This is a genomic window from Agrobacterium sp. LEGMi-208b, assembly GCF_059511785.1.
Genome location: NZ_CM183446.1, coordinates 2,133,185 through 2,159,264 on the forward strand (window position 1 = coordinate 2,133,185; position 26,080 = coordinate 2,159,264).

20 protein-coding genes are annotated in these 26,080 nt (G+C 61.0%); 10 read left to right on the forward strand and 10 right to left on the reverse strand.

Going from position 1 to position 26,080, the window contains the following annotated elements; all coding sequences use genetic code 11:
- Positions 1–55: 55 nt before the first annotated feature.
- The 5 genes from AC5YUO_RS24260 to AC5YUO_RS24280 all read right to left on the reverse strand — a co-directional run bounded on the left by AC5YUO_RS24260 (position 56) and on the right by AC5YUO_RS24280 (position 5,906).
- On the reverse strand, positions 56–2,122 hold the full coding sequence (locus AC5YUO_RS24260) for an ATP-dependent helicase (protein ID WP_496155566.1): 2,067 nt from the start codon (positions 2,120–2,122) through the stop codon (positions 56–58).
- A gap of 293 nt (positions 2,123–2,415) precedes the next feature.
- Positions 2,416–3,153, reverse strand: a complete 738-nt coding sequence (locus tag AC5YUO_RS24265) for an ABC transporter ATP-binding protein (RefSeq protein ID WP_496155567.1) — start codon at positions 3,151–3,153, stop codon at positions 2,416–2,418.
- Entirely contained in the window at positions 3,150–3,995 is an 846-nt protein-coding gene (locus tag AC5YUO_RS24270; RefSeq protein ID WP_496155568.1) for an ABC transporter ATP-binding protein, read from the reverse strand. Before AC5YUO_RS24270 ends, AC5YUO_RS24265 begins: the two co-directional genes overlap by 4 nt.
- Positions 3,982–4,881, reverse strand: a complete 900-nt coding sequence (locus tag AC5YUO_RS24275; RefSeq protein ID WP_496155569.1) for an ABC transporter permease — start codon at positions 4,879–4,881, stop codon at positions 3,982–3,984. The genes AC5YUO_RS24270 and AC5YUO_RS24275 overlap by 14 nt, the downstream gene beginning before the upstream one ends.
- Positions 4,878–5,906, reverse strand: coding sequence for an ABC transporter permease (locus AC5YUO_RS24280; RefSeq protein ID WP_269343257.1), 1,029 nt, complete (start codon positions 5,904–5,906; stop codon positions 4,878–4,880). The genes AC5YUO_RS24275 and AC5YUO_RS24280 overlap by 4 nt, the downstream gene beginning before the upstream one ends.
- 206 nt (positions 5,907–6,112) lie before the next feature.
- On the opposite strand from AC5YUO_RS24280, the gene AC5YUO_RS24285 reads away from it, so the two are divergent.
- From AC5YUO_RS24285 to ligD, 9 genes are all read left to right on the forward strand, one after another.
- The gene (locus AC5YUO_RS24285; RefSeq protein ID WP_269343259.1) at positions 6,113–6,826 is read left to right on the forward strand and encodes a FadR/GntR family transcriptional regulator; all 714 of its coding nucleotides are present in this window, start codon (positions 6,113–6,115) and stop codon (positions 6,824–6,826) included.
- Between the two features lie 67 nt (positions 6,827–6,893).
- Positions 6,894–7,874 (forward strand): mannonate dehydratase, encoded by a 981-nt coding sequence (locus AC5YUO_RS24290; RefSeq protein ID WP_496155570.1) that lies wholly within the window; start codon positions 6,894–6,896, stop codon positions 7,872–7,874.
- 77 nt (positions 7,875–7,951) lie between these two features.
- Complete coding sequence (locus tag AC5YUO_RS24295) at positions 7,952–9,538, forward strand: ABC transporter substrate-binding protein (protein ID WP_496155571.1); 1,587 nt, start codon at positions 7,952–7,954, stop codon at positions 9,536–9,538.
- A gap of 229 nt (positions 9,539–9,767) precedes the next feature.
- Positions 9,768–10,871, forward strand: coding sequence for a hypothetical protein (locus AC5YUO_RS24300; RefSeq protein WP_496156559.1), 1,104 nt, complete (start codon positions 9,768–9,770; stop codon positions 10,869–10,871).
- Positions 10,872–11,060: 189 nt separating this feature from the next.
- Complete coding sequence (locus AC5YUO_RS24305; RefSeq protein WP_496155572.1) at positions 11,061–13,400, forward strand: bifunctional diguanylate cyclase/phosphodiesterase; 2,340 nt, start codon at positions 11,061–11,063, stop codon at positions 13,398–13,400.
- A gap of 207 nt (positions 13,401–13,607) precedes the next feature.
- Positions 13,608–14,501, forward strand: coding sequence for an SDR family oxidoreductase (locus AC5YUO_RS24310; RefSeq protein WP_496155573.1), 894 nt, complete (start codon positions 13,608–13,610; stop codon positions 14,499–14,501).
- A 43-nt stretch (positions 14,502–14,544) separates the two neighbouring features.
- Complete coding sequence (locus AC5YUO_RS24315; RefSeq protein ID WP_496155574.1) at positions 14,545–14,832, forward strand: hypothetical protein; 288 nt, start codon at positions 14,545–14,547, stop codon at positions 14,830–14,832.
- Entirely contained in the window at positions 14,829–15,656 is an 828-nt protein-coding gene (gene ku, locus AC5YUO_RS24320) for a non-homologous end joining protein Ku (protein ID WP_496155575.1), read from the forward strand. The genes AC5YUO_RS24315 and ku (AC5YUO_RS24320) overlap by 4 nt, the downstream gene beginning before the upstream one ends.
- A gap of 3 nt (positions 15,657–15,659) precedes the next feature.
- A complete protein-coding gene (gene ligD, locus AC5YUO_RS24325) occupies positions 15,660–18,152 on the forward strand; it encodes a DNA ligase D (protein WP_496155576.1) in 2,493 nt (830 codons plus the stop codon).
- A 12-nt stretch (positions 18,153–18,164) separates the two neighbouring features.
- On the opposite strand, the gene ku (AC5YUO_RS24330) is transcribed toward ligD, so the two are convergent.
- The 3 genes from ku (AC5YUO_RS24330) to AC5YUO_RS24340 all read right to left on the reverse strand — a co-directional run bounded on the left by ku (AC5YUO_RS24330) (position 18,165) and on the right by AC5YUO_RS24340 (position 20,696).
- Positions 18,165–18,956, reverse strand: coding sequence for a non-homologous end joining protein Ku (ku, locus tag AC5YUO_RS24330; RefSeq protein WP_496155577.1), 792 nt, complete (start codon positions 18,954–18,956; stop codon positions 18,165–18,167).
- Positions 18,957–19,047: 91 nt separating this feature from the next.
- Positions 19,048–20,052: an inorganic phosphate transporter gene (locus AC5YUO_RS24335; protein WP_137411199.1), complete on the reverse strand. Its 1,005-nt coding sequence runs from the start codon at positions 20,050–20,052 to the stop codon at positions 19,048–19,050.
- Entirely contained in the window at positions 20,052–20,696 is a 645-nt protein-coding gene (locus tag AC5YUO_RS24340) for a DUF47 family protein (RefSeq protein WP_496155578.1), read from the reverse strand. The genes AC5YUO_RS24335 and AC5YUO_RS24340 overlap by 1 nt, the downstream gene beginning before the upstream one ends.
- A gap of 113 nt (positions 20,697–20,809) precedes the next feature.
- Between AC5YUO_RS24340 and AC5YUO_RS24345 the strand changes: the two genes are divergently transcribed.
- Positions 20,810–21,352, forward strand: coding sequence for an NUDIX hydrolase (locus tag AC5YUO_RS24345; RefSeq protein ID WP_496155579.1), 543 nt, complete (start codon positions 20,810–20,812; stop codon positions 21,350–21,352).
- Between the two features lie 281 nt (positions 21,353–21,633).
- On the opposite strand, the gene AC5YUO_RS24350 is transcribed toward AC5YUO_RS24345, so the two are convergent.
- Together AC5YUO_RS24350 and AC5YUO_RS24355 are read right to left on the reverse strand one after the other, a co-directional pair.
- The gene (locus tag AC5YUO_RS24350; protein WP_496155580.1) at positions 21,634–24,786 is read right to left on the reverse strand and encodes an efflux RND transporter permease subunit; all 3,153 of its coding nucleotides are present in this window, start codon (positions 24,784–24,786) and stop codon (positions 21,634–21,636) included.
- 1 nt (position 24,787) lies between these two features.
- Positions 24,788–25,948 carry an efflux RND transporter periplasmic adaptor subunit gene (locus AC5YUO_RS24355; protein WP_496155581.1) on the reverse strand — a complete coding sequence of 387 codons (1,161 nt, stop codon included), beginning with the start codon at positions 25,946–25,948 and terminating at the stop codon, positions 24,788–24,790.
- Positions 25,949–26,080 lie beyond the last annotated feature (132 nt).

Consider the following 26,080-nt stretch of genomic DNA (forward strand, 5'->3'; position numbering starts at 1 on the left):
CAGCGTCGACCGGAAACAATCACAAGTCATGAGAGCGGGGTGAATGCCCCGCTTTTTATTTCCACATGGCGCGCATGCGTGCGCCTACATCGATGCGGATCTGCTGCGCGCTGCGTTCGGAAGCGGCAGCCGACACCAGTGGCCAGGTTGCCGTTTCGAAGAATTGCAGCAATGTCGCCGGTATGAAGCGGGTTCTGGCGGCGTAGACATGCCTGTCGCCCTGCTGGTTCTGCCCGCCGGTGAAGAAACGTTGCGGCGTGATCAGCGACAGACTGTCCTTGGCGCGCGTCATGGCGACATAAAGCAGCCGGCGTTCTTCCTCCAGCTCCTGGGTGGTGCCGACCCCGAGATCGGAGGGGATGCAGCCATCGACCACATTCAGGATGAAGACGGAACGCCATTCCTGGCCCTTTGCCGAATGGATGGTGGAGAGGCTGAGATAGTCTTCATCGAGCAGCGGCACGCCCGCCTGGTCGCTGGTGGCGTCCGGCGGATCGAGCGTCAGCTCGGTCAGAAAGCGCTCGCGCGAGGGGTAGCCGCCGGCGATCTGCTCGAGCTGCAGCAAATCGGCCTTGCGGGTGTCCGCATCCTCATGGATGCGTTCCAGATGCGGTTCGTACCACAGCCGCGCCTGACCGATCTGGCCCGGCCAGTCATTCGGGGCCTGCCGCAGGCCCACCAGCATCTGCGTGAAGGCTGTCCAGTCGTCGCCGGTCTTCGGCGGCGGCGGAATTTCGGCAAGGGCAAGCAGAGGCTCGGGGTCTGTCGCGATCGCATCGAGAATATTGCCGGCTTTCTTTGGTCCGATGCCGGGCAACATCTGCAGCAGCCGGAAGCCGGCGACACGGTCGCGCGGGTTCTGTGCGAAGCGCAGCACGGCCAGCATGTCCTTCACATGGGCGCTGTCGAGGAATTTCAGACCGCCGAATTTGACGAAGGGGATGTTGCGGCGGGTCAGTTCCACTTCAAGCGGCCCGCTATGGCTGGAGGTGCGGAACAGCACGGCCTGCTGTTTCAGCGTCATGCCGGTTTCGCGGTTGGCGAGAATCTGGTCGATGATGAAATTCGCCTGCTCGGTCTCGTCTTTCACCGTCACGAGTTTCGGGCGCTCCAGCGACTGCCGCTCGGTCCAGAGGTTCTTGGTGAACCGCTCGCGCGCCAGATCGATGACACCGTTGGCGGCCGCCAGGATCGGCTGCGTCGAGCGATAGTTGCGGTCAAGCGTGATGATGTCGGCCGCCGGGCTGAAGGAGGCCGGAAAATCGAGGATGTTGCGCACCGTCGCGGCGCGGAACGAATAGATCGACTGTGCATCGTCACCCACCACGGTCAATCCTCGGCCGCCGGGTTTGAGCGCCATCAGCACCGAGGCCTGCAGCCGGTTGGTATCCTGATATTCGTCGACCATCACATGGTCGAAGCGGTTGCCGATATCATCAGCCAGAACGGGATCGCTGACCATCTGCGCCCAATAGAGCAGAAGATCGTCGTAATCGAGCACGTTCTGGACCTGCTTGGCCTCGACATAGGCCGCAAACAGTTCTTTAAGTTCGCTCTCCCAGTTGGCGACCCAGGGATAATGCTGGCGCAATATCTCCTTGAGCGGCGTCTGGGAATTCACCACCCGCGAATAGATCGCAAGACACGTGCCCTTCGTTGGAAAGCGGCTTTCGGTCTTGGAAAAACCCAGCTCGTGCCGGGCGAGGTTCATCAGGTCGGCGCTATCCTCGCGGTCGTGGATGGTGAAATCGATGTTGAGCCCGATCTGCTCGGCATAGATGCGCAACAGGCGCGCGCCGATGCCGTGAAATGTGCCGGACCAAGCCAGCGCATCGGTCATGATCGCCGAATTCGCCCCGATAACGTGTTTGCAGATACGCTCGACCCGCCGCGACATTTCCGTGGCCGCACGCCTCGAAAACGTCATCAGCAGGATACGGCGGGGATCGGCGCCATTCACGATCAGATGCGCAACACGGTGGGCGAGCGTATTGGTCTTGCCCGAACCGGCCCCGGCGATGATCAGTAGCGGCCCGGCCGTGTGTCCGTCTGCCAGCCCAACGCCATGCTCCACCGCCCTGCGTTGCTGTTCGTTGAGCTTTTCCAGATAGGCAACCGCCATGCCAGCAATCCTTAGATAACCTGCCTGTCCCCACGGGTGAGAACCTTGTTCAGAGATGGCAGTCGTCGGAATGTCCGGCCATTGTCTGCCCTGTCGTCGCAATGATTAGCAAAGACTCAAACAGCAATCCAGAACAAATGCTGAACGCATTGTTCCGGTGGTTTGAAGGCGGTCGGTGGTGAAATTTATCGGCCCAAAAGGTTGCTCGTCCCCTGCCGGCGATTGTCGGCTGGCGGGCGGGAAGGCGGGCGGCCGTGGATGGGCCGCCCGATATGGCCGTTGTGGGGTGACCGTTACAGGAAACTGCTTTCGAACAGCTCACCTGAATAGGCCGCATGGGTAACGCCCGCTTCAAGATCGGCCTTGGTCAGCTCATCGACAAAATCGCCGTTCTGCATCACTAGCACGCGGTCGCACATATGGGCGATCACCGCGAGGTCATGGCTGACGAGAACGAAGGTGAGGTCGCGTTCTTCGCGCTGGTCGGCAAGCAGGTTCAGGATTTCCGCCTGAATGGAGACGTCGAGCGCCGATGTCGGCTCGTCGAGCAGCAGGATCGGCGGTTCGAGGATCAGCGCGCGGGCGATTGCCACGCGCTGGCGCTGGCCGCCGGAAAGTTCATGCGGGAAGCGCTCGGCAAAATATGCGGGCAGGCCCACCTGCTGCAGGGCAGCCGGAACCTTCGACCAGCCATCGCCAAGCCCCATGGCGCGGATCGGTTCGGCCAGAGCCCGGCCGATGCGGTGGCGTGGATGCAGCGAACCGTAGGGATCCTGAAACACCATCTGGGCCAGTTTCAGTTCGTCGCGGCTGCGGGTCTTGCCGACCGGTTTGCCGTCAAAGCTGATCGAGCCGGTCCAGCCGGCTTCCAGCCCGGCCAGCGACCGCAGCAAGGTCGACTTGCCGCAGCCGCTCTCGCCGACGATGCCAAGGGTTTCACCCTTGTTGACCGTGAGGCTGACGCCGCGCACGACGTGGTTGCGTTTTTCCTTGGCGCCGTAAACGACGTCGAGCTTGTCTACCGTGATCATCGCATCACCTCCGCGTCGATGGCCTGACGATCCAGCACCTTGAGACGCCGCACCGGATTGCGGGGATCGGGCATGGCCGCGATCAGGCCCCGCGTATAGGGATGCTGGGCATCTTCCAGCTTCGTCAGCGTTTCCACCACGCGCCCGCCATACATGACCAGCACGCGCTCACAGAAGGCCGCAACCATGCGGATGTCATGGCTGATGAGGATCAGGCCGGAATTATTCTCGCGCACCATCTCGTCCAGAAGCAGAAGCACGTCCTTGCGGACGCTGACATCGAGGGCCGAGGTCGGTTCGTCGGCGATGACCAGCTTCGGCTTGGCGAGCAGCATCATGGCGATCATCACGCGCTGTCCCATGCCGCCCGATATCTGGTGCGGATAAAGCGCCATGACGCGCTCGGGATCGTTGATGCGCACGCGCAGCAACATGTCGCGGGCGGCATCTCGCGCCGCCTTGCCGGTCAGCGCCAGATGCAGTTCGGCAGCCTCCGCCACCTGTTTGCCGATGGGCAGCACCGGGTTCAGCGAATAACGCGGGTCCTGCATGATCAGCGCCATCTCGCTGCCGCGGATCGCGCCCATCTGCCGCTCGGACTTTGTGAGCAGCGGTTCGCCGAGGAAGTCCATCTTCTCCGCCGTCACCGTCGCGCTTTTCGGCAGGAGCCGCATGGCGGCCCGGCCGGTGGTGGATTTTCCGGAGCCGGATTCACCGACGATACCGACCCTTTCGCGCCCGACGTCGAAATTGACGTTGGACACGGCGGGAATGGTGTTGCGGCCGAAACGGACATTGAGGTCGCGAACCGAGAGGATGGGGGAGCTATCAGGAACGGGCATGGCGCGGATCCAGCAGGTCGCGCAGCGTATCGCCGGCGATGTTGAAGGCAAGGCTCGTCAGCAGGATGGCGATGCCGGGCATGACGGCGACCCACCAGTAATCGAGCATGAATTTGCGGCCGCTGGAGATCATCGCACCCCATTCCGGCAGCGGCGGCTGCGCCCCGAGGCCGAGGAAGCCGAGTGAAGCGGCGGTCAGGATGATGCCCGCCATGTTCAGCGTCAGGCGAACGATGACCGAGGGAACGCACATCGGCGCAATGTACAGAAACAGGATACGCAGCGGCGAAGCACCGTAGAGACGGGCGGCGGCGACGTAATCGGTATTGCGCACGACGAGCGCTTCCGCCCGGGCAAGACGCGCAATCGGCGGCCATGCCGTCAGCGAGATCGCAATGATCGCCGTCCCGAGGCCGGCGCCCATGGCGGCCGCAAAGGCAAGTGCCAGCACGAGCGAGGGAAAGGACAGGACGATATCCGTCGCGCGCATCAGGATCGCATCGGTGCGCCCGCCGAAGAAACCGGCCATCACGCCGATGGCAAGGCCAATCGGACCGACGATGATCGAGACCGACAAGACGGTCTGGATGGTGATGCGGGTGCCGTAGACGAGCCGGCTGAAAATGTCGCGGCCGAATTCGTCGGTTCCGGCCAGATGCGCCCAGCTGGGAGGCTGAAGCGCGTTTTCGAGCGCCTGCCGGGCAGGATCGTAAGGCGCAATCAGCGGAGCGAAAATGGCGACCAGAACCAGAATGGCCAGAATGGCGAAGCCGAACATTCCAAGCGGTTCGTCGCCGAGCTTTCGAAGTGTCCGCACGGTGGTGGTCGACAGGCGCGAAAGGGCGCCGGGACGATCGACGGTATTGTTATGCGCGATATCGGTCATCGTGCGGCCTCCCGTGTACGGGGATCCAGCGTTGTATAAGCCAGATCGGCGAGGAAGTTGAGCAACATGAATATGAAGCCGATGACGATCGTGGCGGCCAGAATTGCATTCATGTCGCCGATGAGCAGCGCATTCGTCATGTACTGGCCGATGCCGGGCCAGGAAAAGACGATCTCCGTGACGACGGCGCCTTCCAGCAGGTTGCCGTAGGAGATCGCCAGAACGGTGATGAGCTGCACGGCGATGTTGGGCAGCACATGGCGGGTTATGGTGCGTGCGGGGCTGACGCCCTTTGCCCGTGCCGCGATGACATAATCCTGGCTGAGCTGTTCGAGGGTGAAGGCCCTCGTCATGCGGGTGATATAGGCCATGGCCATATAGGCAAGGATAATGGCCGGCAGGATGATGTGTCCAAGCGCGTTCCAGAAGATTTCCGTCTCGCCCGCAAGCAGGCTGTCGACGAGCATCAATCCCGTCTTCGGCTCCACAAGGCCTTCGTAGAAGACATCGACCCGGCCGGGGCCTGCGACAAGGTTGAGGTTCGCGTAAAAAATCACCAGCCCGACGATGCCGAACCAGAAGACCGGTATCGAATGTCCCACAAGCGCAAAAACGCGTGCGAACTTGTCGATGAAGGTATCGCGGAAGAGCGCGGCGGCAAGGCCGAGCGGCACGCCGATAACCGTCGAGATGATGATCGCCAGCGTGGCGAGCTCGAAGGTGGCGGGGAAGGCCTGCGCCAGATCGCGGGTCACCGGGTTGCCGGTGAGGATCGCAATGCCGAAATCGCCATGCAGCAGGCCGCGCAGATAGATGAAGAACTGCTGGTAAAGCGGCAGGTCGAGGCCGAGCCGCGCCCTCATCGCCTCATAGGCTTTCGGGTCCGCAAGTTCGCCGACGATCGCGCCCACCGGATCGGTGGGCATGACCCGGCCGATGATGAAGGTGATGCAGAGCAGGATGAAGAGGCTGACGATCAATTGCAGGAAACGATGTCCAAGCCCGCGTAGTGAGATTTCCGTCATTGCCGGTCGCACTTCCCTGTAAGAAATCCGTCAGCTGTGGAGCCCTCACACGCCGCTCGCGGCAGACGCGCAATTCTCCATTGCAAAAACTCTTGATGGTACTTCATCCCAACTCCTCCCTGAGCTAACATGAAAACATATGACGTGCAGCCATGTCATCATATGAGTAGCGAAGGGATTCGTATTCTGCAAGAGGGAAGAGTGGCATGATGGGCGACAGGGCGAGGCCGCGGGAGAGGCGGGCACAACAGATCATCGATAATCTCAGCGCAGAAATTCGCAGTGGAAAACTGAAAAACGGTGATCAGCTTCCCACGGAACCGGAGCTTGAACGCAGCTATGGCGTGAGCCGCACCGTGGTTCGCGAGGCGATTGCCGATCTGCGTTCCGCCGGTTATGTCGTTCCCATCCAGGGCAAGGGGGTTTTTGTCAGCAATGCCAGTGAATGGGCTGGCGTGAAACTGACGCAGTCCGAAGTCGGCACCATCGCGGAAACGCTTGAGATGCTGGAGTTCCGGCTTGCGACGGAAGGGGAGGCGGCGGCAATCGCCGCCTATCGCCGCACGGCCCAGCAGGAGGCGGCAATCTCTGCGGCGCACCGGAAAATGGCTCGCGCCATCGATGCGGGCGAGACCACCGTCGATGCCGATTACGAGTTTCACACGGCCATCGCGATCGCCACGAATAACCGCTTTTATCTGGAGGCCCTGCGTCAGTTCGGTTCGCGCTCGATCCCGCGCGGGCAGTTCCCGACGCTGCCGGAAACCGGTGACGCGAATTATCTTCGCAAAGTGCAGGCCGAGCACGAGGCAATCCTGCGCGCCATCGTCGAGCAGGATCCCGACGCGGCGCGAAAAGCCATGCGTGAACATATGCTCGCCAGCCAGCGCCGATACAGGTTGTTATCGGAAGCGCAATAGCATCTCGACACTCATCTTATTTCATGCGATGTCATATGATGACTTGCATGGAGAGAGGAGAGAATCGATGTATGTCGGCACCCAGGTTGCTGCGCGCGATGACGAGGATTTCAAGGTTTGGGCGCAGCTCGGCGTCAAGAATATCAACGCGGATCCGCCCGGAAAGCCCGCGAGCTGGAGTTTCGAGGACTTTGAGCGCCACCGTGACAAGGTCGAAAGCTTTGGCCTCGTCCTCGACATGGTGCAATTGCCGCTGCCGTCCCGGCCCATCGAGCAGGCGTCGTATCCCGATATCCTGCTTGCCGGTCCTGATCGCGACCGGCAGATCGATGCGGTCTGCACGATGATCGAGAATATCGCCAGGGCTGGAATCCCTGCTGCGAAATATAATCTCAACCTCATCGGCATTCCGCGCACCGAAATGGAGCGTGGCCGCGGCGGTTCGCTCAACGAGGCCTGGCGCTGGGACAAGGCGGACCATGATGCCGCGCCGGGCCTCGCGGGCGTTCTTTCCGAAGACGAGAACTGGGAACGCATCGACTATTTCCTCGAGCGCGTCGTGCCGGTGGCGGAAAGCAACCGCGTGCGCCTGGCCTGCCATCCGCATGATCCCTATACCCCGCCGGGCTACAGGGGCGTCACCCGCGTACTAGGCACGGTCGAGGGGCTGAAGAAATTCGTGCAGATGCGCGAGAGCCCCTATCACGGCCTGAATTTCTGCCAGGGCTCGATCGGCGAGATGCTCGACAATCCGCGCGAGGAGATCGACGACATCATCCGCTGGTTCGGCAGCCGCGACAAGATCTTCAACGTCCATTTCCGCAATATCAGCGGCGGCAAACTCTCTTTCATGGAGACCTTCCCCGATGAGGGCGACATGGACATGGTGCGGTCGCTGAAACTCTATCACGAACTCGGTTATCGCTACATGATCATGCCGGACCATGTGCCGACGATTGCCGGGCGCGATGCCGTCGGTGTGGCTTTCGCCTTCTGCTACGGCTACATCGCGGCCCTGATCGAAGCGCTTGATAATAAACATCTTTGACCATTCTGGTCCGCGACGCACCGCTGCGTCGCGGCTTTTTCCCGAACATGAATTACCGATCTGTAGGAGGAGCAGGTATGAGAAAATCATTGATCCGTCTCGCATTCACCACGGCCCTGGCGGCCATGCTGGTACAGGCAGCACCAGCCCTGGCCAAAACACCCAATGACCAGCTCGTCATCGGAACCTCGCTGGCCCAGGTGTTGTCGCTTGATCCGCATCAGGCGACCGAAGGAAAAGCCAACGAAATCATGTCCAACCTCTATGACCGCCTGATTTCGGTCGATGGTTCGGGCAAGGTTTCACCGCAGCTTGCCGAGCGCTGGGAGATAGATGACAAGGGCATCACCTTCCATCTTCGCGAGGCCAATTTCGCTTCCGGCAATCCGGTGACATCGGCGGACGTCGTCTATTCGCTCGGCCGGCTGTTGAAGATGAACCAGGCGGCCGCAGCCAACCTCAAGCGGGTTGGCTATAATGCCGATAATGTTGACAAGCTGGTGAGCGCGCCGGATGAAAAAACGGTCCGCATCGATCTTTCCGGCGAAACGACGTCCGAACTACTTCTTTACCGTCTGGCCATGGTCATCGCCAGCGTCGTCGACAGCAAGGAATTGAAGTCGCATGACGTCAACGGTGATTGGGGCAATGGCTGGCTGCGAACCAATTCCGCCGGTTCCGGTCCCTTCACCCTCAATCGCTGGTCGCCCAATGAGATTATCATTCTCGAGGCCAACAAGAATTATGTGGCGGGCAGCCCGAAAATGCGCCGGGTCATCGTGCGGCATGTGCCGGAAAGCCAGGTGGAGCGCCTGATGCTGGAGCGCGGCGATATCGACATCGCCAGTGCGCTGACGGCTGCCGACCTAGCGACCTTCAACAACAAGGAAGGCTTCCAGATCCAGCGCGTGCCGACCGGCGGCTTCTACGTCCTGTCCATGAATGCCGGCAAGGAGCCTTTGTCCAACCCCAAGGTCCGCGAAGCGATTGCCTATGGCATCGACTATAAGGGCATGGAAAAGACCATCATGGGTCCTTACGGCCGGGCGCGCACGGTGCCGGTGCCGGAAAACTTCGAATACGCCATTCCGAGCCCGGACTGGAAGCTCGATGTGGAGAAGGCGAAGGCGCTCCTCAAGGAGGCCGGTTATGAGAACGGCTTTACGCTCAATCTGAAGACGATTGCGCAGACGCCGCGCATCGATCTCGCCACCGCGATCCAGGCGTCGCTCAGCCAGATCGGCATCAAGGTCAATATCCAGCAGGGTAACGGTTCGGACGTGATTGCCGCCCATCGCGCGCGTGATTTCGATCTGCTCATTCCGCAGACCGGCGCCTACATGCCGAATGTTCTGGGTTCGATGGAGCAGTTTTCCAGTAACCCCGATAACTCGCTCGCCGCCAACAATGCCGGCAATTTCGTCTGGCGCTCGGCCTGGGACATTCCGGAACTGACGGCGCTCACGGCAAAGGCTTCGCTGGAGCCTGATGCCAAGAAGCGCGGGGAAATCTACACCCAGATGCAGGAAATGTTCGTCGCCCAGAAGCCGGCGGTGCTGCCGATGTTCGAGAGATTCGAGCCGATCGTGCTGAATGCGCGCGTGAAGGACTATGTGGGTCACCCCAGCCAGACGACCCGGCTGGAGAAGGTCACGAAGGACTAAGGGCAACCACAGCCTCTGAAAACCTGTGACGGGCGGTTTTACCGCCCGTTTTTTTATCCGCGGTCAAGCGCGCAGCCCGGCCGAGGCGGTGGATTATCGTCGTCATCCCGCAATTTCAGGGGGTTTTCTCAAGGACTTCATCGGATTAGACCGTCGAACGACTATTCCTTCCGTCGGGCGAGAGTCGCAAACTCCGCTCACCCACCTCCCGAAGAATGTGTTGACGACCATGAACCTTGCACAGATAAAACTTCCGTCGCGGCCGTTGAGCCTCAAACGTGGCGTCATTTCGGTGCCGGCAGCCTATTATTTTTCCATTCCGGTGCTTCTGGTGATCACGGTCGTCATGCTCGTGGCTGAAGGCCCGGGCATATTGCGCGACTATCAGATCAGCAAAGATCCTCTGGAGATCGAAAACGGCGATATCAGTGGCAGCTGCAAGACGCGCAAGGCGATCTTCACGACCTGCGAGGCGGATCTTTCCTACGAGCATGCGGGTGCGCGCTACAAGAAGGATGTCGAGGTCATGTTCGTCGATTTCCATTCCGGCGATTATGAAACCGGGCTGGTCATCTCCGCGAAGAACCCGGAACTCGCAACGATTTCGCTGGGCCTCGACATGCTCTGGAACCGCATCATCACGCTCGGCGTGTTTGTTGCCCTGCTCGGTTTCGGCAGTCTGGCGATGCTGTTCACGCTTGTCCGGGTCCTGCGGGTTCGCCTTCAATTGCGCAAGCCCGCGCCTCTGACCGTCATTCCGGTGGCGCTGACGGCGGTTGCCGAAAAACGCAGCCGCCTTTTCGTGACCTATGCCGATACGGTGAGGGACGGTAAAACCAAGCGGCAATCCTTTACGCATCTGGAGCGGGGCCGTATTCCCGTTGTCGTCGGCAATACCGGCAAACATGACGTGGCGCTGGCGGTTCTGCATGGCAACGGCGCGTTGCCGGTTCTGCTCGACGATCTGCTGGAGCGGATCGACCTTACGGAACAGGAGAGGGCGGCGGCTCTCGCATCGCTTGCCCCGATGGTCGTAAACGAGACGCAGGAAAATGCCACGGCTCAGGGCGCCGCGATAAAGAAAGGACCGGGCCTGCTGCGCAGGCTGGGCACTTTCGTCGCCATCGTGGCCGTCATCATCGTCGCGGTGTTCGGTTACTGGCTGTGGTATGTCACGAGCGCGCCGTCGCAATTCAACTCGCCCGGAATGGACATCAACAACATGCTGCCGGCAGCACTCAATGAGTGGGGTTGCGCCCGTCTGCAGGAGCGCTTCGCCGATGGTCCGGCGCCTTTCGGATGCACCGCGGCGGATTATCGAAGCTGGAAATAAGAAGCCTCGGCTGATCATTTTGCCGGGCCGGTTTGCCGAAAGTGTTACAGCTTGGCACGCCGGCCCGGCCTGTTTTTTATGCGCGAAAAAATATTGACGCAATTATCAATAGTTGCATTAGAGATTTATAAATAAACCACTCCCATAGTGCCACCGTGAGCGGTTCTTCAGAGGCTGGGAGAGTGCGTCATGTTCACGGTTCTGGAATGCGTTGTCGTACAACACGACCGGGCGGTCGTGCTTCTTGCGGCTGTTATCTGCCTGCTTGGCATGTTTGCTTTTTTTCATCTTTTATTGCGTGCGGAGGAAAGTCCGGCTGGCCGCAAGCCCTATTGGGTGCTGGTTGCCGCCTTTGCCGGGGGATTGAGCGTCTGGGCCACGCATTTCGTTGCCATGCTCGCCTATAAGGGCGCGGTTCCGATCGGTTATGATTTCGCCTTTACCGCCCTTTCGGCGGTTCTCGCCGTTATCGGTTTCTGGCTGGCGCTTACGGCCCGCTCGCAGGCTGCTTACAGCCCTGTTCTCGTCGGCACGCTGGTCACGCTCTCGGTTGCCGTAATGCATTTCGTCGGCATGGCGGGAATGGATGTCGCCGCCACGATCAGCTATCGCTGGGGACCGGTACTGGGCGGTTTTGCGTTGGCCTGGGCGTCTTTTCTCCTCGCCTTTTTCCTTTTTCGCCGCCTCGGCTCCTGGCAGCGCATCGCAGCACCCGCCGGATCGGCGATTTTCGCGATCTGCGCGCTGCATTTCACGACCATGTCGGCCACGGTGCTTTCGCCGGATCCATCCGTATCGGGTCCTGATCCCGACAATGTCGCCCGGCTGATCATGATCTGCGCCATTTCCGGCGTCACGTTCCTGATCCTGTCCACCACCGCCGTCGCCGCTCTGGTGGATCGTTATCTTGTCGATCTCAAGGGTCTCGTGGATGCGACGCTCGATGGTCTCGCCGTCGTTCGCGATGGGCGGATCGTGGAGCTGAACACCCGTTTTGCCGGCCTTCTGGGCAGGGAGGAGGCATCGCTGCTCGGTCAGAACCCTGACGATCTCTTCAAGGCCATCGACGGCCAGCCCGCCTATCTGCCACGCCATGCACCGGTGGAGGCGGTCCGCGAGCGCGCCGGGCAGGTGCAGATATTCGAGCTCGGCGTGCGCACGATCGAATATCGCGGTCGCCCATGCGAGGTAATGGCCATTCGCGACCTGACGGAAAAGCGGGAAGCGCAGCGGGAAATCGAATATCTCGCCCGTCACGACGTCCTGACGGGCCTTTCCAACCGCACCATGTTCCAGACCCGTCTGCACCAGCAGATCGAACATTGCGATGAGGAGGACGAATTCGCGCTGCTGGCGCTCGACCTCGACCGGTTCAAGGCGGTCAACGACATATTCGGCCATGCCGAGGGCGATCGCGTCCTGAAAAAGGTCGCCGCCATTCTCGATGAATGCGCAAGGGCAGGCGATGTGGTCGCCCGTCTCGGCGGCGATGAATTCGTCATCCTCACCGCCCGGCACACCAAAGCGGAAGAGGCGCGCCTGCTGGCCGAGACGATCCTTGGCACGTTCGCACTGAAGATGAATGTCGCCAACGACCCGACCTCCGTCGGCGTCAGCATCGGCATCGCCGTCTTCCCGCGGGACGGGAAGGACCATGAAAGCATCATGCATGCCGCCGATCTGGCGCTTTACCGCGCCAAGATGGGCGGGCGCGGCATATTGGCCTTCTACGACCCGGTGATGGATCAGGAGGCGCGCGAACGCCGCCAGCTGGAGACGGATCTGCGGCTCGCGATCAATCGCAACGAGCTGCTGCTGAATTATCAGCCGGTCCTTTCGGTCGAATGCGGCCAGGTCGTTGGTTACGAGGCGCTGGTGCGCTGGCAGCATCCCACAAGGGGCGTGGTGCCGCCGGACGTCTTCATTCCGATTGCCGAGGAGAGCGGCATCATCATCTCGCTCGGCGAATGGGTGCTGCGCGAGGCCTGCCGCCAGGCGGCCGGCTGGGCGCCGCATCTGAAGATCGCTGTGAATGTTTCGCCATTGCAGTTTTCGTTGGCCAATCTCGGCCATGTCGTCTGCACGGTCCTGATGCAGACCGGGCTTTCGCCTAGCCGGTTGGAGCTGGAAATCACCGAAGCCGCGCTTCTGAAGGACCGCAAGGCGACATTGATCATCCTCAACCAGTTGAAGGCGCTCGGTGTCGCCATCGTCATGGACGATTTCGGCACGGGTTATTCCTCGCTCAGCAACCTGCAGAGCTTCCCCTTCGACAAGATCAAGATCGACCGCAGTTTCATCGCCGCCATGAGCGACGATGACAATGCCCGCGCCATCGTGCGCGCGGTGATCGGCCTTGGCCGCAGCCTCGATCTGCCGGTGACGGCGGAGGGAATTGAAACGGATGCGCAATACCGCATGGTGGTCGACGAGGGCTGCGCGCAGGCGCAGGGTTATCTCTTCGGCAAACCGGATGTCGCGCCCGCCCAGATCGTCAGCGCCGCCACCCGGAAGAAACATTCCGTTTGATAAAAGATGCGGCGGCACGATGGTGCCGTCGCCCTGCTTTCCCATGTCCGATGGAACGAGAGCCAAGGCAGATCGTTAGGCTAGCGTGTGGCACGTCCATGCCGCTGTCATCCTGACCGGCACCGACGATCTGCCTGACCGGAGCGGTATTCCTGCTCTGTCGGCGAATGCGCCACGCATGGACATCTATCTATGGGAGAGACCGCGATGACAGACCGCCTCGAGCCACAGGACCCGCGCAGCCAGTATCCGCGCCCGCCTTTTTCGACCCCGACCCAGGAGATGCCGGGTCTGGTGACGAATATGACGCCTTTCCCTGATCATGGCGAAAAAAGCTACAAGGGCACCGGCAAGCTCACCGGCCGCAAGGCGCTGATAACCGGCGGCGATTCAGGCATCGGCCGTGCCGTCGCGATCGCCTTCGCACGGGAAGGCGCGGATGTGGCGATCTCCTATCTGCCGGAAGAGGAATCCGACGCCGAGGAGGTTGTGGCGCTCATCGAAGCGGAAGGCCGCGTGGCGGTCGCGCTGCCCGGCGATATTACCGATGAGGCATGGTGCCGCGAACTGGTCGAGAAAGCGGCAGGCGATCTCGACGGGCTGGATATTCTCGTTATCAACGCGGCAAGACAGCAATATCGAGACAGCGTCGACGCGTTATCGACGGTCGATTTCGATCTTACCATGAAGACCAATCTTTATGCGCTGCACTGGATAGCGCAGGCGGCGGTTCCCCATCTGAAACCGGGCTCGTCTGTGATCACCACCGCGTCGATCCAGGCCTATGAGCCCTCCGCCATCCTGCTCGACTACGCCACCACGAAAGCCGGTATCGTCGCTTATACCAAGGCGCTTGCAAAGCAGCTTATCGAAAAGGGCGTACGCGCCAATTCGGTCGCTCCCGGCCCGTTCTGGACGGTGCTGCAGCCGAGTGGCGGCCAGCCGGACGAGAAGGTGAGGAATTTCGGCAAGGACAGCGATTTCGGCCGCCCGGGACAGCCGGTGGAACTGGCGCCCGTTTATGTGCTGCTGGCATCGAAGGATGCGAGCTTCATCAATGGCGAGGTTTATGGCGTGACCGGCGGCAGGGGCATTGCCTGAGGCGATGCCCGACAATGCCGGAGGGGCCCTTGAGGATTTCGAGATGAAACGGCAGGCAGAACGTTCGGACAGAAATTTGAAGAGCTTCGATGTCCGCGACCGGCTGATACTGGCGCTTTATGCGCAGTTGAAGGCGGAGCGGCAGACCCGCGAGGCGATGGAATGGGTCATCCGCAATGGCGGGCTGTCGCCGGAGGTGCTGGAGGCCATGGCGTCCGATCCGGTGCCGGTTCTGGCGGAGGCGGACGTGCCCGCCATCGAGCGCATTCTGGCCAAGGGCCGAGGCGGAGAAATGTCCTCCCGCAGCGATGACGAAGGACGACGGACATGAACCGGAGAGCGAGCTGGAGAGGCCATCTGACCTTTGCCGATTTCAACTGCGAAGTCGGCCTTTATTCCGCGCTGACCTCGGCGGAGAAAATCTCCTTCAATATCGTCAACCGCAAGACCGGCCACCGCGTCGAGCGGCAATATGTCGATAGCGATACCGGCGATCCGGTTCTTCGTGAAGATCAGGTCAAGGGATACGAGCTCGACAATGGCGATCATATCGTCATCGAGGGAGACGAGATCGCAAAGCTGATGCCGGAGAGCGACAAGGTCATCCGCGTCAAACACTTTTTGCCCTGTGACGAGATCGACAAGCTCTATTTCGACAAGTCCTATTATCTTGCGCCGACTGCGGAGGAGGGCGGGGAGGCATTGACGCTTCTGGCAAGGGCAATGGAGGACGAGAATGTCGCAGCGCTTGGCGAAGCCGTGCTTTTCCGCCGCAACCGCGTTCTCCTCATCCGCCCCAGCGGCAAGGCTCTCGTCGCGACGACGCTGAATTTCAGTTATGAGGTTCGCTCTCAGACCACCGTCTTCAAGTCGATCCCGGACATCGAGTTTGATGAGGAAATGCTGGAACTTGCCGGCCACATCATCGAAAAGCGCGCCGGTACCTTCGATCCGGCGGACTATAGCGACCGGTACAACGATGAACTGGCGGAACTGGTGAAAGCCAAGATCGAGGGCCGGGAAATCGCAAAACAGCCGCCGCACCGGGAAGACAATATCATCGATCTCAAGGAGGCCCTGCGCCGCAGCGCCGGGGCCGGAGCCGGGAAAAAGGCGGCGGCAGCAGGCCGCAAGGCCCCGCGGAAAGCGAGCTGATCGATGGGATTGCAGACCTACAACGCCAAGCGCAGTTTTGACAGGACACCGGAGCCCAAAGGAACGAAGGCCGAACAGCGGGGGTCGAGCTTCGTGATCCAGAAACACGATGCCCGGCGTCTGCATTACGATTTTCGCCTGGAAATGGACGGGGTGCTGAAAAGCTGGGCGGTGACGCGCGGCCCGAGCCTCGACCCCGAGGACAAGCGCCTTGCCGTGCATGTCGAGGACCATCCGCTGAGCTATGGCGATTTCGAGGGCGTCATTCCGAAAGGGCAATATGGCGGCGGCACCGTGATTGTCTGGGATCGCGGCACCTGGCAGCCGATCGGCGACGCCCGGAAAGCTTATCGCAAGGGCCATCTGGAATTCGAACTGGACGGCGAAAAGCTCAAAGGCCGCTGGCATCTGGTGCGCATGCATGGAAAGCCCGGAGAAAGCCGGGAAAACTGGCTGCTCATCAAGGGCGATGACGAGGAGGCGCGGCATAAGGGTGGTGCGGATATTCTCGAAGAACGGCCGGAATCCGTAAAGACCGGGCGCAACGTCGAGGACGTTGCAGCCAAACCGAAGGATACCTGGAATTCCAAAACGGTATCGAAAAAAGCTGTCGCTTGGGCCTCCGGCAGGAAACAGGCGCATGCGCTGCCCAAAGGCGCACGCAAACTGGCCATGCCATCCTTCGTGCCGCCGGCGCTCGCCACGCTCAAGCCGAAACCGCCGGATGGTTCTCGCTGGCTGCATGAAATCAAATTCGACGGCTATCGTCTGCAGGCGCGCGTCGATCAGGGCAAGCTTCAACTGCTGACCCGCAGCGGGCTGGACTGGACGGAGAAATTCGGCAGGGCCGTGACGGGAGCGCTCACGGCGCTGCCGGTGGAAACGGTGTTGATCGATGGCGAAATCGTTGTCGAACGCGATAACGGCGCCTCCGATTTCTCCGCTTTGCAGCAGGATCTGAGCGAAGGGCGCAGCGACCGCTTTGTATTCTACGCCTTCGATCTTCTCCATCTCGATGGCAGCGATCTGCGCGGTGCGCCATTGAGCGAGAGAAAGGCGCTGCTGGAAAAGCTGTTGCCGGCGGGCAATCACCATCTGCGTTACAGCCAGCATTTCGAGGAAAGCGGCGCGCTTGTTCTCGACCATGCCTGCCGGCTCAGCCTCGAGGGCGTCATTTCCAAGGTCAAGAACAGCAAATATGTTTCCGGCCGCAAGGGCGATTGGGTAAAATCCAAATGTTCGATGCGGCAGGAATTCGTCATCGGTGGTTATACCGTCTCCTCGGCATCGGACCATGCCATCGGATCGCTGGCGCTTGGCGTTTATGACAACGGCAAGCTGCGCCATGTCGGGCGTGTCGGGACAGGTTTTACGGGTGAAGTGGCGGAGATGCTGCTTGGCCGGCTGAAGCCGCTGGACCTGAAGGAGAGCCCGTTCACCGACAAGCTCACCGCGCTTGCCCGCCGCGATCTTCATTTCGTGAAGCCGGAACTGGTGGCGGAAGTGGAGTTCCGGGCATGGTCTGCAGATGGCAATCTGCGTCACGCCTCCTTCCGGGGGCTGCGTGAAGACAAGCCCGCAGGAGAAATCGAACGCGAGGAGAAGGCCGTGTCCGATACCAAGGCGCCGCAATCGAAGATCAAGTTCACCCATCCGGACCGGCTTTATTGGCCTGACGATGGCGTGACGAAGGAGGGGCTTGCCGACTATTATGCGCAGGTCTGGCGGCACATGGCGCCCTTTGTCGTCAACCGGCCGCTGGCGCTCCTACGCTGCCCGGAAGGGATCGAGGGACAACGTTTCTTCCAGAAACATGCCTGGCGCGGCATCAACAAGGCCGTCGAGCAAATCAACGATCCCAAGGACAAGGGCGGCGAGCCGCTGATCCGCATCACCGATTTCGATGGCCTGATGGCGCTCGTACAATCCGCCGCGCTTGAAATCCACCCATGGGGCGCGACCACCGCCAATTGGGAAAAGCCCGACATGATCACCATGGATATCGACCCCGGCGAGGATGTGGCTTGGCAAGAGGTGATCGAAGCGGCGCTGGAACTGAAGCGACGTTTCGAGGCGGCCGGGCTTGCCGCTTTCGTCAAAACCTCCGGCGGCAAGGGCCTGCATGTCGTCGCACCGTTGAAACCGCAGGCGGGCTGGGCTCCGGTCAAGGCCTTCGCCGAGGCCATGGCGGCGGATATGTCGAAAGCCGAACCGGAGAAATACCTCTCGGTCGCCACCAAGGCAAAACGGCAGGGCCGCATTTTCATCGATTATCTGCGCAATGGCAGGGGCAATACCGCGGTTGCGGCCTATTCGACACGCGCCCGGCCGGGCGCCGCCATTTCAGCGCCGCTCGAATGGTCGGAACTCACCGCCGAGATCGGCCCGGCCCATTTCACCGTCAACAATATCGGCGCACGTCTTTCCGCGCTGAAAAAAGACCCTTGGGATGGATTTTTTGCCGCCGCCCAGCCGCTGCCGAAAAAAGCCCGCTGAAAGCATCGAGCTTTAATTTCTCTTTTCGGAAGCAAGGCTTTTCTTCAGGGCATCCATGATGTTGATGACATTGCCACCGGTGCGGGCCTTTGTGGCGGTTTTCTTTTTCGAGGAGGAGACCTCCTCGCCCTTGGTCTTCAGCAGGGACTTGATCTTTTTCTGAATGGGGTCCTGCACCAAAGCCGGCTTCCAACCCGTCACCTGTTTGCCGATGCGTTTTTCCATGGCTTGCAGCAGCGGCCGGTCGATTTTCATCTTCGGCTCCAGCGCGTCGATGCTTTCGCGCACCTCCTCGCCATAATGCAGCGTCCACAGGATGATGCCCTTGCCTGAAGGTTCGAGAAGGACCGCTCTTTCGCGGCGATAGATCACCAGACGCGCTATGCCGAAAACATCGTTCGCCTTCATGGCTTCGCGAATGACGCTGAAGGCTTCGGTGCCGATCTTGTCTTCCGGGCGCAGAAAATGCGGGCGGTCGTACCAGATCCAGTCGATCGATCCTTTCGGCACGAAGGTCTTGATATCGATGGTGCGGGTGCTTTCCAGCGCCACCCCATCGATCTCGTTATCCTCCAGCAGAACGTAATCGTCCTCACCACGGGGAAAACCTTTTACCTGGTTCTTGGCGGCGACCGGCCTGTGGGTGATGCTGTCGACATAACGGCTTTCGACGCGATTGCCGGTTTTGCGATTGAGGATGTGGAAGGTGTATCTGTTGCCATCGGTCGTCGCGGGTGTCAGCGAGACGGAGGCCGTCACCAGCGACAGCTTCAGATAACCCTTCCAGAAAACCTGCCGTGCCATGTCCGCGATTCCGCATTGGTCTCCCGGAACAACAGCCGCGAGGTGGCTTTTGTTCCGGGAGGAGCGGCAAATCAGGGCAGGGATGGCGCTGTCAGCCGAACAGCGACGTCAGCCCGTAAACCGCAGCCGAGATCAGCGCGGCCGCCGGCATGGTCACGATCCAGGCGATGACGATATTGCCGGCAAGGCCCCAGCGCACCGCCGAGACGCGACGGGCCGCGCCGACGCCGACGATGGCGCCGGTGATCGTGTGGGTGGTGGAGACCGGAATACCGAGCCATGTCGCACCGAACAGCGTCAGCGCACCGCCGGTTTCGGCGCAGAAACCCTGCATCGGGTTCAGCCGGGTGATCTTCGATCCCATCGTATGGACGATGCGCCAGCCGCCGAACAGCGTGCCGAGCGCCATGGCCGACTGGCAGGAAATCACCACCCAGAAGGGCACGTAGAAGCTCTCGCCGAGATGTCCCTGGCTGAAGAGCAGCACGGCAATGATGCCCATGGTCTTCTGCGCGTCGTTGCCGCCGTGTCCCAGCGAATAAAGCGAGGCGGAGATGAACTGCATGACACGGAAGGTGCGGTCGACCGCAAAGGGCGTCTGCCGCACGAACAGCCAGGAGACGGTGAGCACCAGAAGCAGGGCAAGGAAAAAGCCGATGGCCGGCGACATGAAGATGGCGCCCACGGTCTTCAGCAGGCCCGACCAGACGATGGAATTGAAACCCACCTTCGCAAATCCCGCACCGACGAGCCCGCCGATCAGCGCGTGCGACGAGCTGGAGGGAATGCCGAAAATCCAGGTGACGATGTTCCAGACGATGGCGCCGATCAGCGCCGCGAAGATGACCTGCGGCGAGACGATGGCCGGATCGATGATACCGGTGCCGAGCGTTTCGGCCACATGCAGGCCAAAGAACAGGAAGGCGATGAAGTTGAAGAAGGCCGCCCAGGCGACCGCATATTGCGGCCGCAGCACACGGGTGGAGACGATGGTGGCGATGGAATTTGCGGCGTCGTGCAGACCGTTCAGAAAATCGAAGAACAGCGCGATGGCGATAAGGCCGACCAGCAGCGGCAGGGCAAGCGCGACATCCATCAGACGTTCTCGATCACGATGCCGCTGATCTCGTTGGCCACGTCCTCGAAGCGGTCGACGACCTTTTCGAGTTCGCCATAGATCTCGCTGCCGATCATATAGGCCATGGCATCGCCGCTCGCACCATGGCGGCGGAAGAGGTCCTTGAGGCCGAGGTCGTGAAGTTCGTCCGAGCGGCCTTCGACGCGGGTTACCTCTTCGGCAATGGACGACAGGCGATGCGCATTCGTGCCGACCTTGTTGAGAAGCGGAATGGCTTCCGCAATCAGGCCGGCAGCACGCACGATCTCATGACCCATTTCCTTCATCAGCGGATCGAATTCCGTCTGCTCGAAAAGACGGATGGTCTTCACGGTCTTGTGCATCATGTCGATGGCGTCATCCATGGACTGGATGAGATCCTTGATGTCGCCGCGGTCGAAGGGGGTGATGAAGCTGCGCCGGACCGCGAGCAGCACCTCGCGGGTGATGTCGTCGGCCTGATGTTCCAGCGTGACGATGAGGTCGCAATTCTTCTCGACGTCGACGCCGCTTAAAAGTTGATCAAGGGCCTCGGCCGCTTTGATGACGGTTTCGGAATGGTTGCTGAACATGTCGAAGAAACGGTCCTCGCGCGGCATCAGCTTGCGAAAAATACTCATCATGCGAATTGGCCCTCAATGGCGCTTTATTAGTTGTGGGGGGTGATTGTCATAAAACTGTCATAAATGCACGCAGGGCATTGATGCAACCCGGAAAATCAGCACTATCAACGGATATGAAACCCACCAAGAAAAGCCGGAAAACCCGCCCGGCTCGTGCACTGACATTGCTCCAGCAGCTCGCTGCGGTTCCCGAAAAGCTCTTCACCGGCGCTTTCCGGCAGCAATATGCCGCGCTCTGTTTCCGTTATGCCGGCAATGGCGAGGATGTCGAAATCCTCCTCGTTACCTCCCGCACCAGCGCACGCTGGATCATTCCGCGCGGCTGGCCGATGAAACGCAAGAAGCCGCACAAGGCGGCGGCGATTGAAGCGTGGGAGGAGGCGGGCGTGCGCGGGCGGGTGAAAAAGGATGCGGTCGGCCGCTATACCTATCTCAAGATGCTCGACAATGGCGATGTCGTTCCCTGCATGGTCGATGTGTTCCAGATAGAGGTGACGGCGGCGGAAACCAGTTTCAAGGAACGCGGTGAACGCCTGCTGGAATGGGTGCGCCCGGATGAGGCGGCACGGCGCGTTCGCGATATCGAGCTGAAGTCGCTTCTTGTCGATTTTCGCCCGAAGGGCAAAAAGAAGCGCCAGAGCGGTGAAAAACCGTAACCGCATGTGTCCGGCATTTTTGCGGCCAGAACTGTAATGCTGTCGCAACAGGCCATGCCCAACCTTGCCTGATTGTCGTCAGGAGCCGTTGCATGAATTTACCTCGTCCCGTTCCCCGCTGCCTGTTGCGTTACCTCCATCCCATCATCGCGCTCGCGGTGCTTCTGGCAGGCCCGGCTGCCATTCTTCTGCTACGGTGACGACAGGGGCGTCATCTTGAATGACGGGAAGGTGGTGACGCCTTCCCCTTGTCTGGCTGGATTGATGTCCAGCCGGCCCTTTCAGGCCGGCTGCTTTCGGGAAGGTTGCGCCTGATGGTTAGAATGCCCGGTTTCATCCGGCGCTTTCGGCAACAGGCGGGCGAAACGCCTGCTGATGCTGTCCATATAGGAGAGGATGGTCGGCACCACGATCAGGGTCAGCAGCGTGGAACTGATGAGGCCGCCAACCACCGCATGGGCCATCGGCGCACGCTGCGCGCCGCCTCCGCCAACGGCAAGACCGAGCGGGATCATGCCGAAGATCATCGCAAGCGTCGTCATGATGATCGGACGGAAGCGGATGACGCCGGCATTTTCCAGCGCCTCGTTCAGCGAAAGCCCCCGCCGTCGCTCGCGATTGGCAAAATCGACCAGCAGGATGCCGTTTTTGGTCACGAGGCCCATCAGCATGATGAAGCCGATCAACGAGAACATGTTGATCGTGCTGCCGGCCACCATGAGGCCCAGAAGGACGCCGACAAGCGACAGCGGCAGCGACGCCATGATGGCGAGCGGTTGCATGAAGCTGCCGAACTGCGAGGCGAGCACGATGTAGATGAAGATGACGGCCATGGTAAGCGCCGTGACCATGTGGCCGATGGTTTCCTGCATGGTTTCGGCGTCACCGCCGAAGCGGATGCGATAGTTGTTCGGCAGGTCGAGACCGGCGATCAGCCCCTGCAGCGTCTCCGTCACGTCGCCAAGCGTGCGGCCGGCGATATTGGCCGAAACCAGTATTTCGCGGCGATTGTCGATGCGGCGGATTTCGGCGGGAGCCGGCAGGATGCCGATATCGGCAACCTGATCGAGACGCACCATCAGCGGTGCACCACTCGCGGCCGTGCGGCCGGTCGCGATCATCAATTCACCGAGACTTGCCACGTCGGACCGCCGCTCGGCGGGCAGGCGGATGACGATATCGTAGCTGTTGCCGTCTGCATCCGTCCATTTCGACACATCCTCGCCGCCGATAAGGGGCGAGAGCGCCGTTGCAAGATCGGAGCGGGCGATGCCGAGATCGCTGGCTGCCGCAGGCTTCAGGCGGACCGAAAGAATGGAGGTCACATCTTTGGCGCTGGAGGTCACATCCACGAGGCCGGGTATTTTCTTCATGTCTTCGACCAGATCGGCGGCGATCCTTTCGAGGGTCGCCCGGTCGTCGCCGAGGATGCTGAGCTGCACCGGGCTTTCGCCGCCGCCAAGGCCGTTCTGCAGGATCGTGACCTCTATGCCGGGTATGGCCGACAGGCGTTTGCGGATCGGTTTGGCAAGGGAGAGCGGGGTTCGGCTCCGCATATCGAGCGGCACCAGCCCCACCAATATGGCAGCCCGATGCTTGCCGGCGGCGCCACCGGTATTGACGGTGGAATAAAGCGTCTCGACCTCCGGAAATTCCCTCAGCGCCTTCTCGACCTGCCGCACCTTGGTTGTCGTATAATCCAGCGAGGAGCCGACCGGCGCGGTAATGTTGATCTGGAAGCGGCCCTCATCGGTATCGGGAACGAATTCCGTGCCGACCAGCGGCACCATGAACAGGCTGCCGACAAAGACGCCTGATGTGGCAAGCAGGGTGACGAGCCTGTGCCGCAGGGTCCAGCCGATGGCACGGCGATATTGCCCGGCCATCCATTCGAAGCCACGGTCGAAACGGGCAATCAGGCGGCCTATCGGCCCGCGCTTCGCGTCGGGCTGGGCATCCGGATCGTACCAGACGCTCGACAGCATCGGATCGAGTGTGAAGGCAACGAAAAGCGAAATCAGCACGGCGGCGGAGACGGTGACGCCGAATTCGTAGAAAAACCGGCCGACAATGCCATCCATGAATGCGACCGGCAGGAAGACCGCCACGATGGTCGCCGTCGTCGCGATCACCGCAAGCCCGATTTCGCCGGTGCCGTCGAGGGCTGCGCGCAGATGCGACTTGCCCATGTGAAGATGGCGGGTGATGTTTTCGCGCACCACGATGGCGTCATCCACGAGAATGCCGATGGAAAGCGTCAGCGCCAGCAGGCTGAGCGTATTGAGCGTGAAGCCGAGGAAATCGATCACCGCGAGCGTGCCGATGATTGCGATCGGCAATGTCAGGCCGGTGATGACCGTGCTGCGCCAGGAATTGAGAAACAGGAAGACGATGGCGACGGCGAGCGCGGCACCTTCGATCAGCGTCGTCTGTACCTGATTGACGGATTCGCGGATGGGTATCGATGAATCCGTGACGATGCGCAGATGCACGTTCTGCGGGGCAAGCTCGGCATTGAGCGCATCGAGGCGCTTCTTCACATCCGTCGCGACCTGGACCGTATTGGCGTCCTGAACCTTGACGATGTCGATCGCCAAGGCTGTCTGGCCATTATAGAGCGCGCGGTTTTCGGCATCGGCTGCCCCTTCGGAAAGCGTGGCGACATCGCGAAGCGCAATGGCCGCGCCGCCGCGCCTTGCCACGACCATGTCCAGCAGCGCCTGCGGTTCCTCGATACGCCCCTGCACCTGGATCGTGCGTTCGGAGACGGGATCGACGACGCTTCCGGCCGGGCTGTTGCTGTTGCCGGTGCGCAGCGCATTCACCACCTCGTTGATGCCGATCTCAAGGGCGCGCATGCGCGTTTCGTCGATTGTCACATCGATCTGCCGTTTGCGGGCGCCGACCAGCGTTGCCTGGCCGACGCCGGCGACGGTCGTCAATTGTCGCACCACCCTCTGGTCGGCGAGGGTGGTGAGTGCGGGCACATCGAGCGATTTCGAACTGATCGCAATCGACAGGACCGGCTCGGCGGCGGGGTCGAACCTTGATATAACGGGCTTTTTGGCGTCTTCGGGAAAATCCGCCTCGATGGCGGCGATCTTGTCGCGGACCTCCTGCGCGGCGGCCGAACTTCGCACCTCGAGCTTGAATTTCGCGACGACGACGGAGCGCCCCTCATAGGAGGTGGACGTGACCTCATCGAGGCCGCCAATGGCGTTCAGCGCGTCCTCGACCGGGCGTGTCACCTCGGTTTCCACCGTCTCCGGCGTAGCGCCGGGATAAGCGGTGATGACCACCACCACGGGAACGTCGACATTGGGATATTGGTCCAGCCCGAGCCGCTGCATCGAGAAGGCGCCCATGACCAGAAGCGCCACCATCATCATGGTGGCGAAAACGGGATGGGTAACGGATATGCGGGTCAAGAACATGTCAGCCGGCCTTATCGATGGTGACGGCCATGTCGGGCCGCAGTTCGGGAAGCGGCGCGGTCAGGATCGTCTCGCCATCTGTCAGTCCGGCGGCAATCTCGATCAGGCTTCCGCCGTTCCAGCGCGGCCCCACGGCGACCGTCTGGCGGCGCAGATAGCCGTCCTGCACCTTGAGCACATGGTAACCCGTCTCATCCTCGCGCAGGGCAATTGCGGGAACGACGAGCGCATCGCTTTTTTCGCGCAGCAGAATATTTCCGCTGGCGAACATTCCGCCCCACAATTGCCCATCACGATTGGCAAGCCTGACATAGACGGCAACGACGCGTGTGCCGTCTTCGGCAACAGGGCTGATGCGCTCGACCGTGCCCTTGACGATCTGGCCCGCGAGGCCGTCAATCTCCAGTTCCGCCGTCTGGCCGCGGGCAACGCGCGGAACATCGCGCGTGGCGACAAGTACCTTCGCCTCCAGCACATTGGTATCGACCAGCGTGAGAAGTTCGCCATCCGCGCCGACGCGCGATCCCGCCTCGGCCAGTCGCCGGGTGACGGTGCCGCTGAAGGGTGCGTGGATTTCGGCATTGCGAAGCGCCAGGCGTGCGATATCCGCCTGCGCCGAAAGGCTCTGGAGCCTTGCCGTCTTCACCGCGACGTCGCTTTTCGCCTTGTCGAGCTGTTCTGCCGAAGCGATGTTTTTTAGGGCAAGCTGTTCGGTTCTCGTCAGCGCCAGCATCGCCAGCATCAGTTCGGCTTCGGCCGCGTCCCGGTCGCTCTGCCGCAGCAGCAGTGTCGATTGCAACTCGTCGGTTTCGAAACGCACGAGCAGCTTGCCCGCCTGCACCGCGTCTCCGTCGCGGACATTCATCTCGACGATCTTGCCGGCTTCACGGGCGCGGATCACCACGCGGGTAATCGGCTGAAGTTCGCCGCTGATGCCAAGCCGCTCCACCATCGGGCGCGCGCCGATCTTCGCCGTTTCTCCGGACGTCAGTTCGAACGGAGTACCTGCGGGGCTCATCGCGGCAGTCTCGACGAGCCCGTTCACGATGCCTTTGACACGCTCATTCGCATCGACGCTGCCGCGCGCCGGATCGAGAGCGGTGACAACGAGAACGCAACCTGCAAGCGCGATTCCCGCCTTGATGGTTCTCTTCACCCACATGCTGAAATCCTTTCCATACCGGACCGCAGCTCAGGCGGTCGCATTGCCTCTCTTGAGGCGCATGGCATCTGGATAGGCGTCCATAATTGCAGCAGCATTACCCCTGCGAACACACCTGCTTAAACAGCAAGG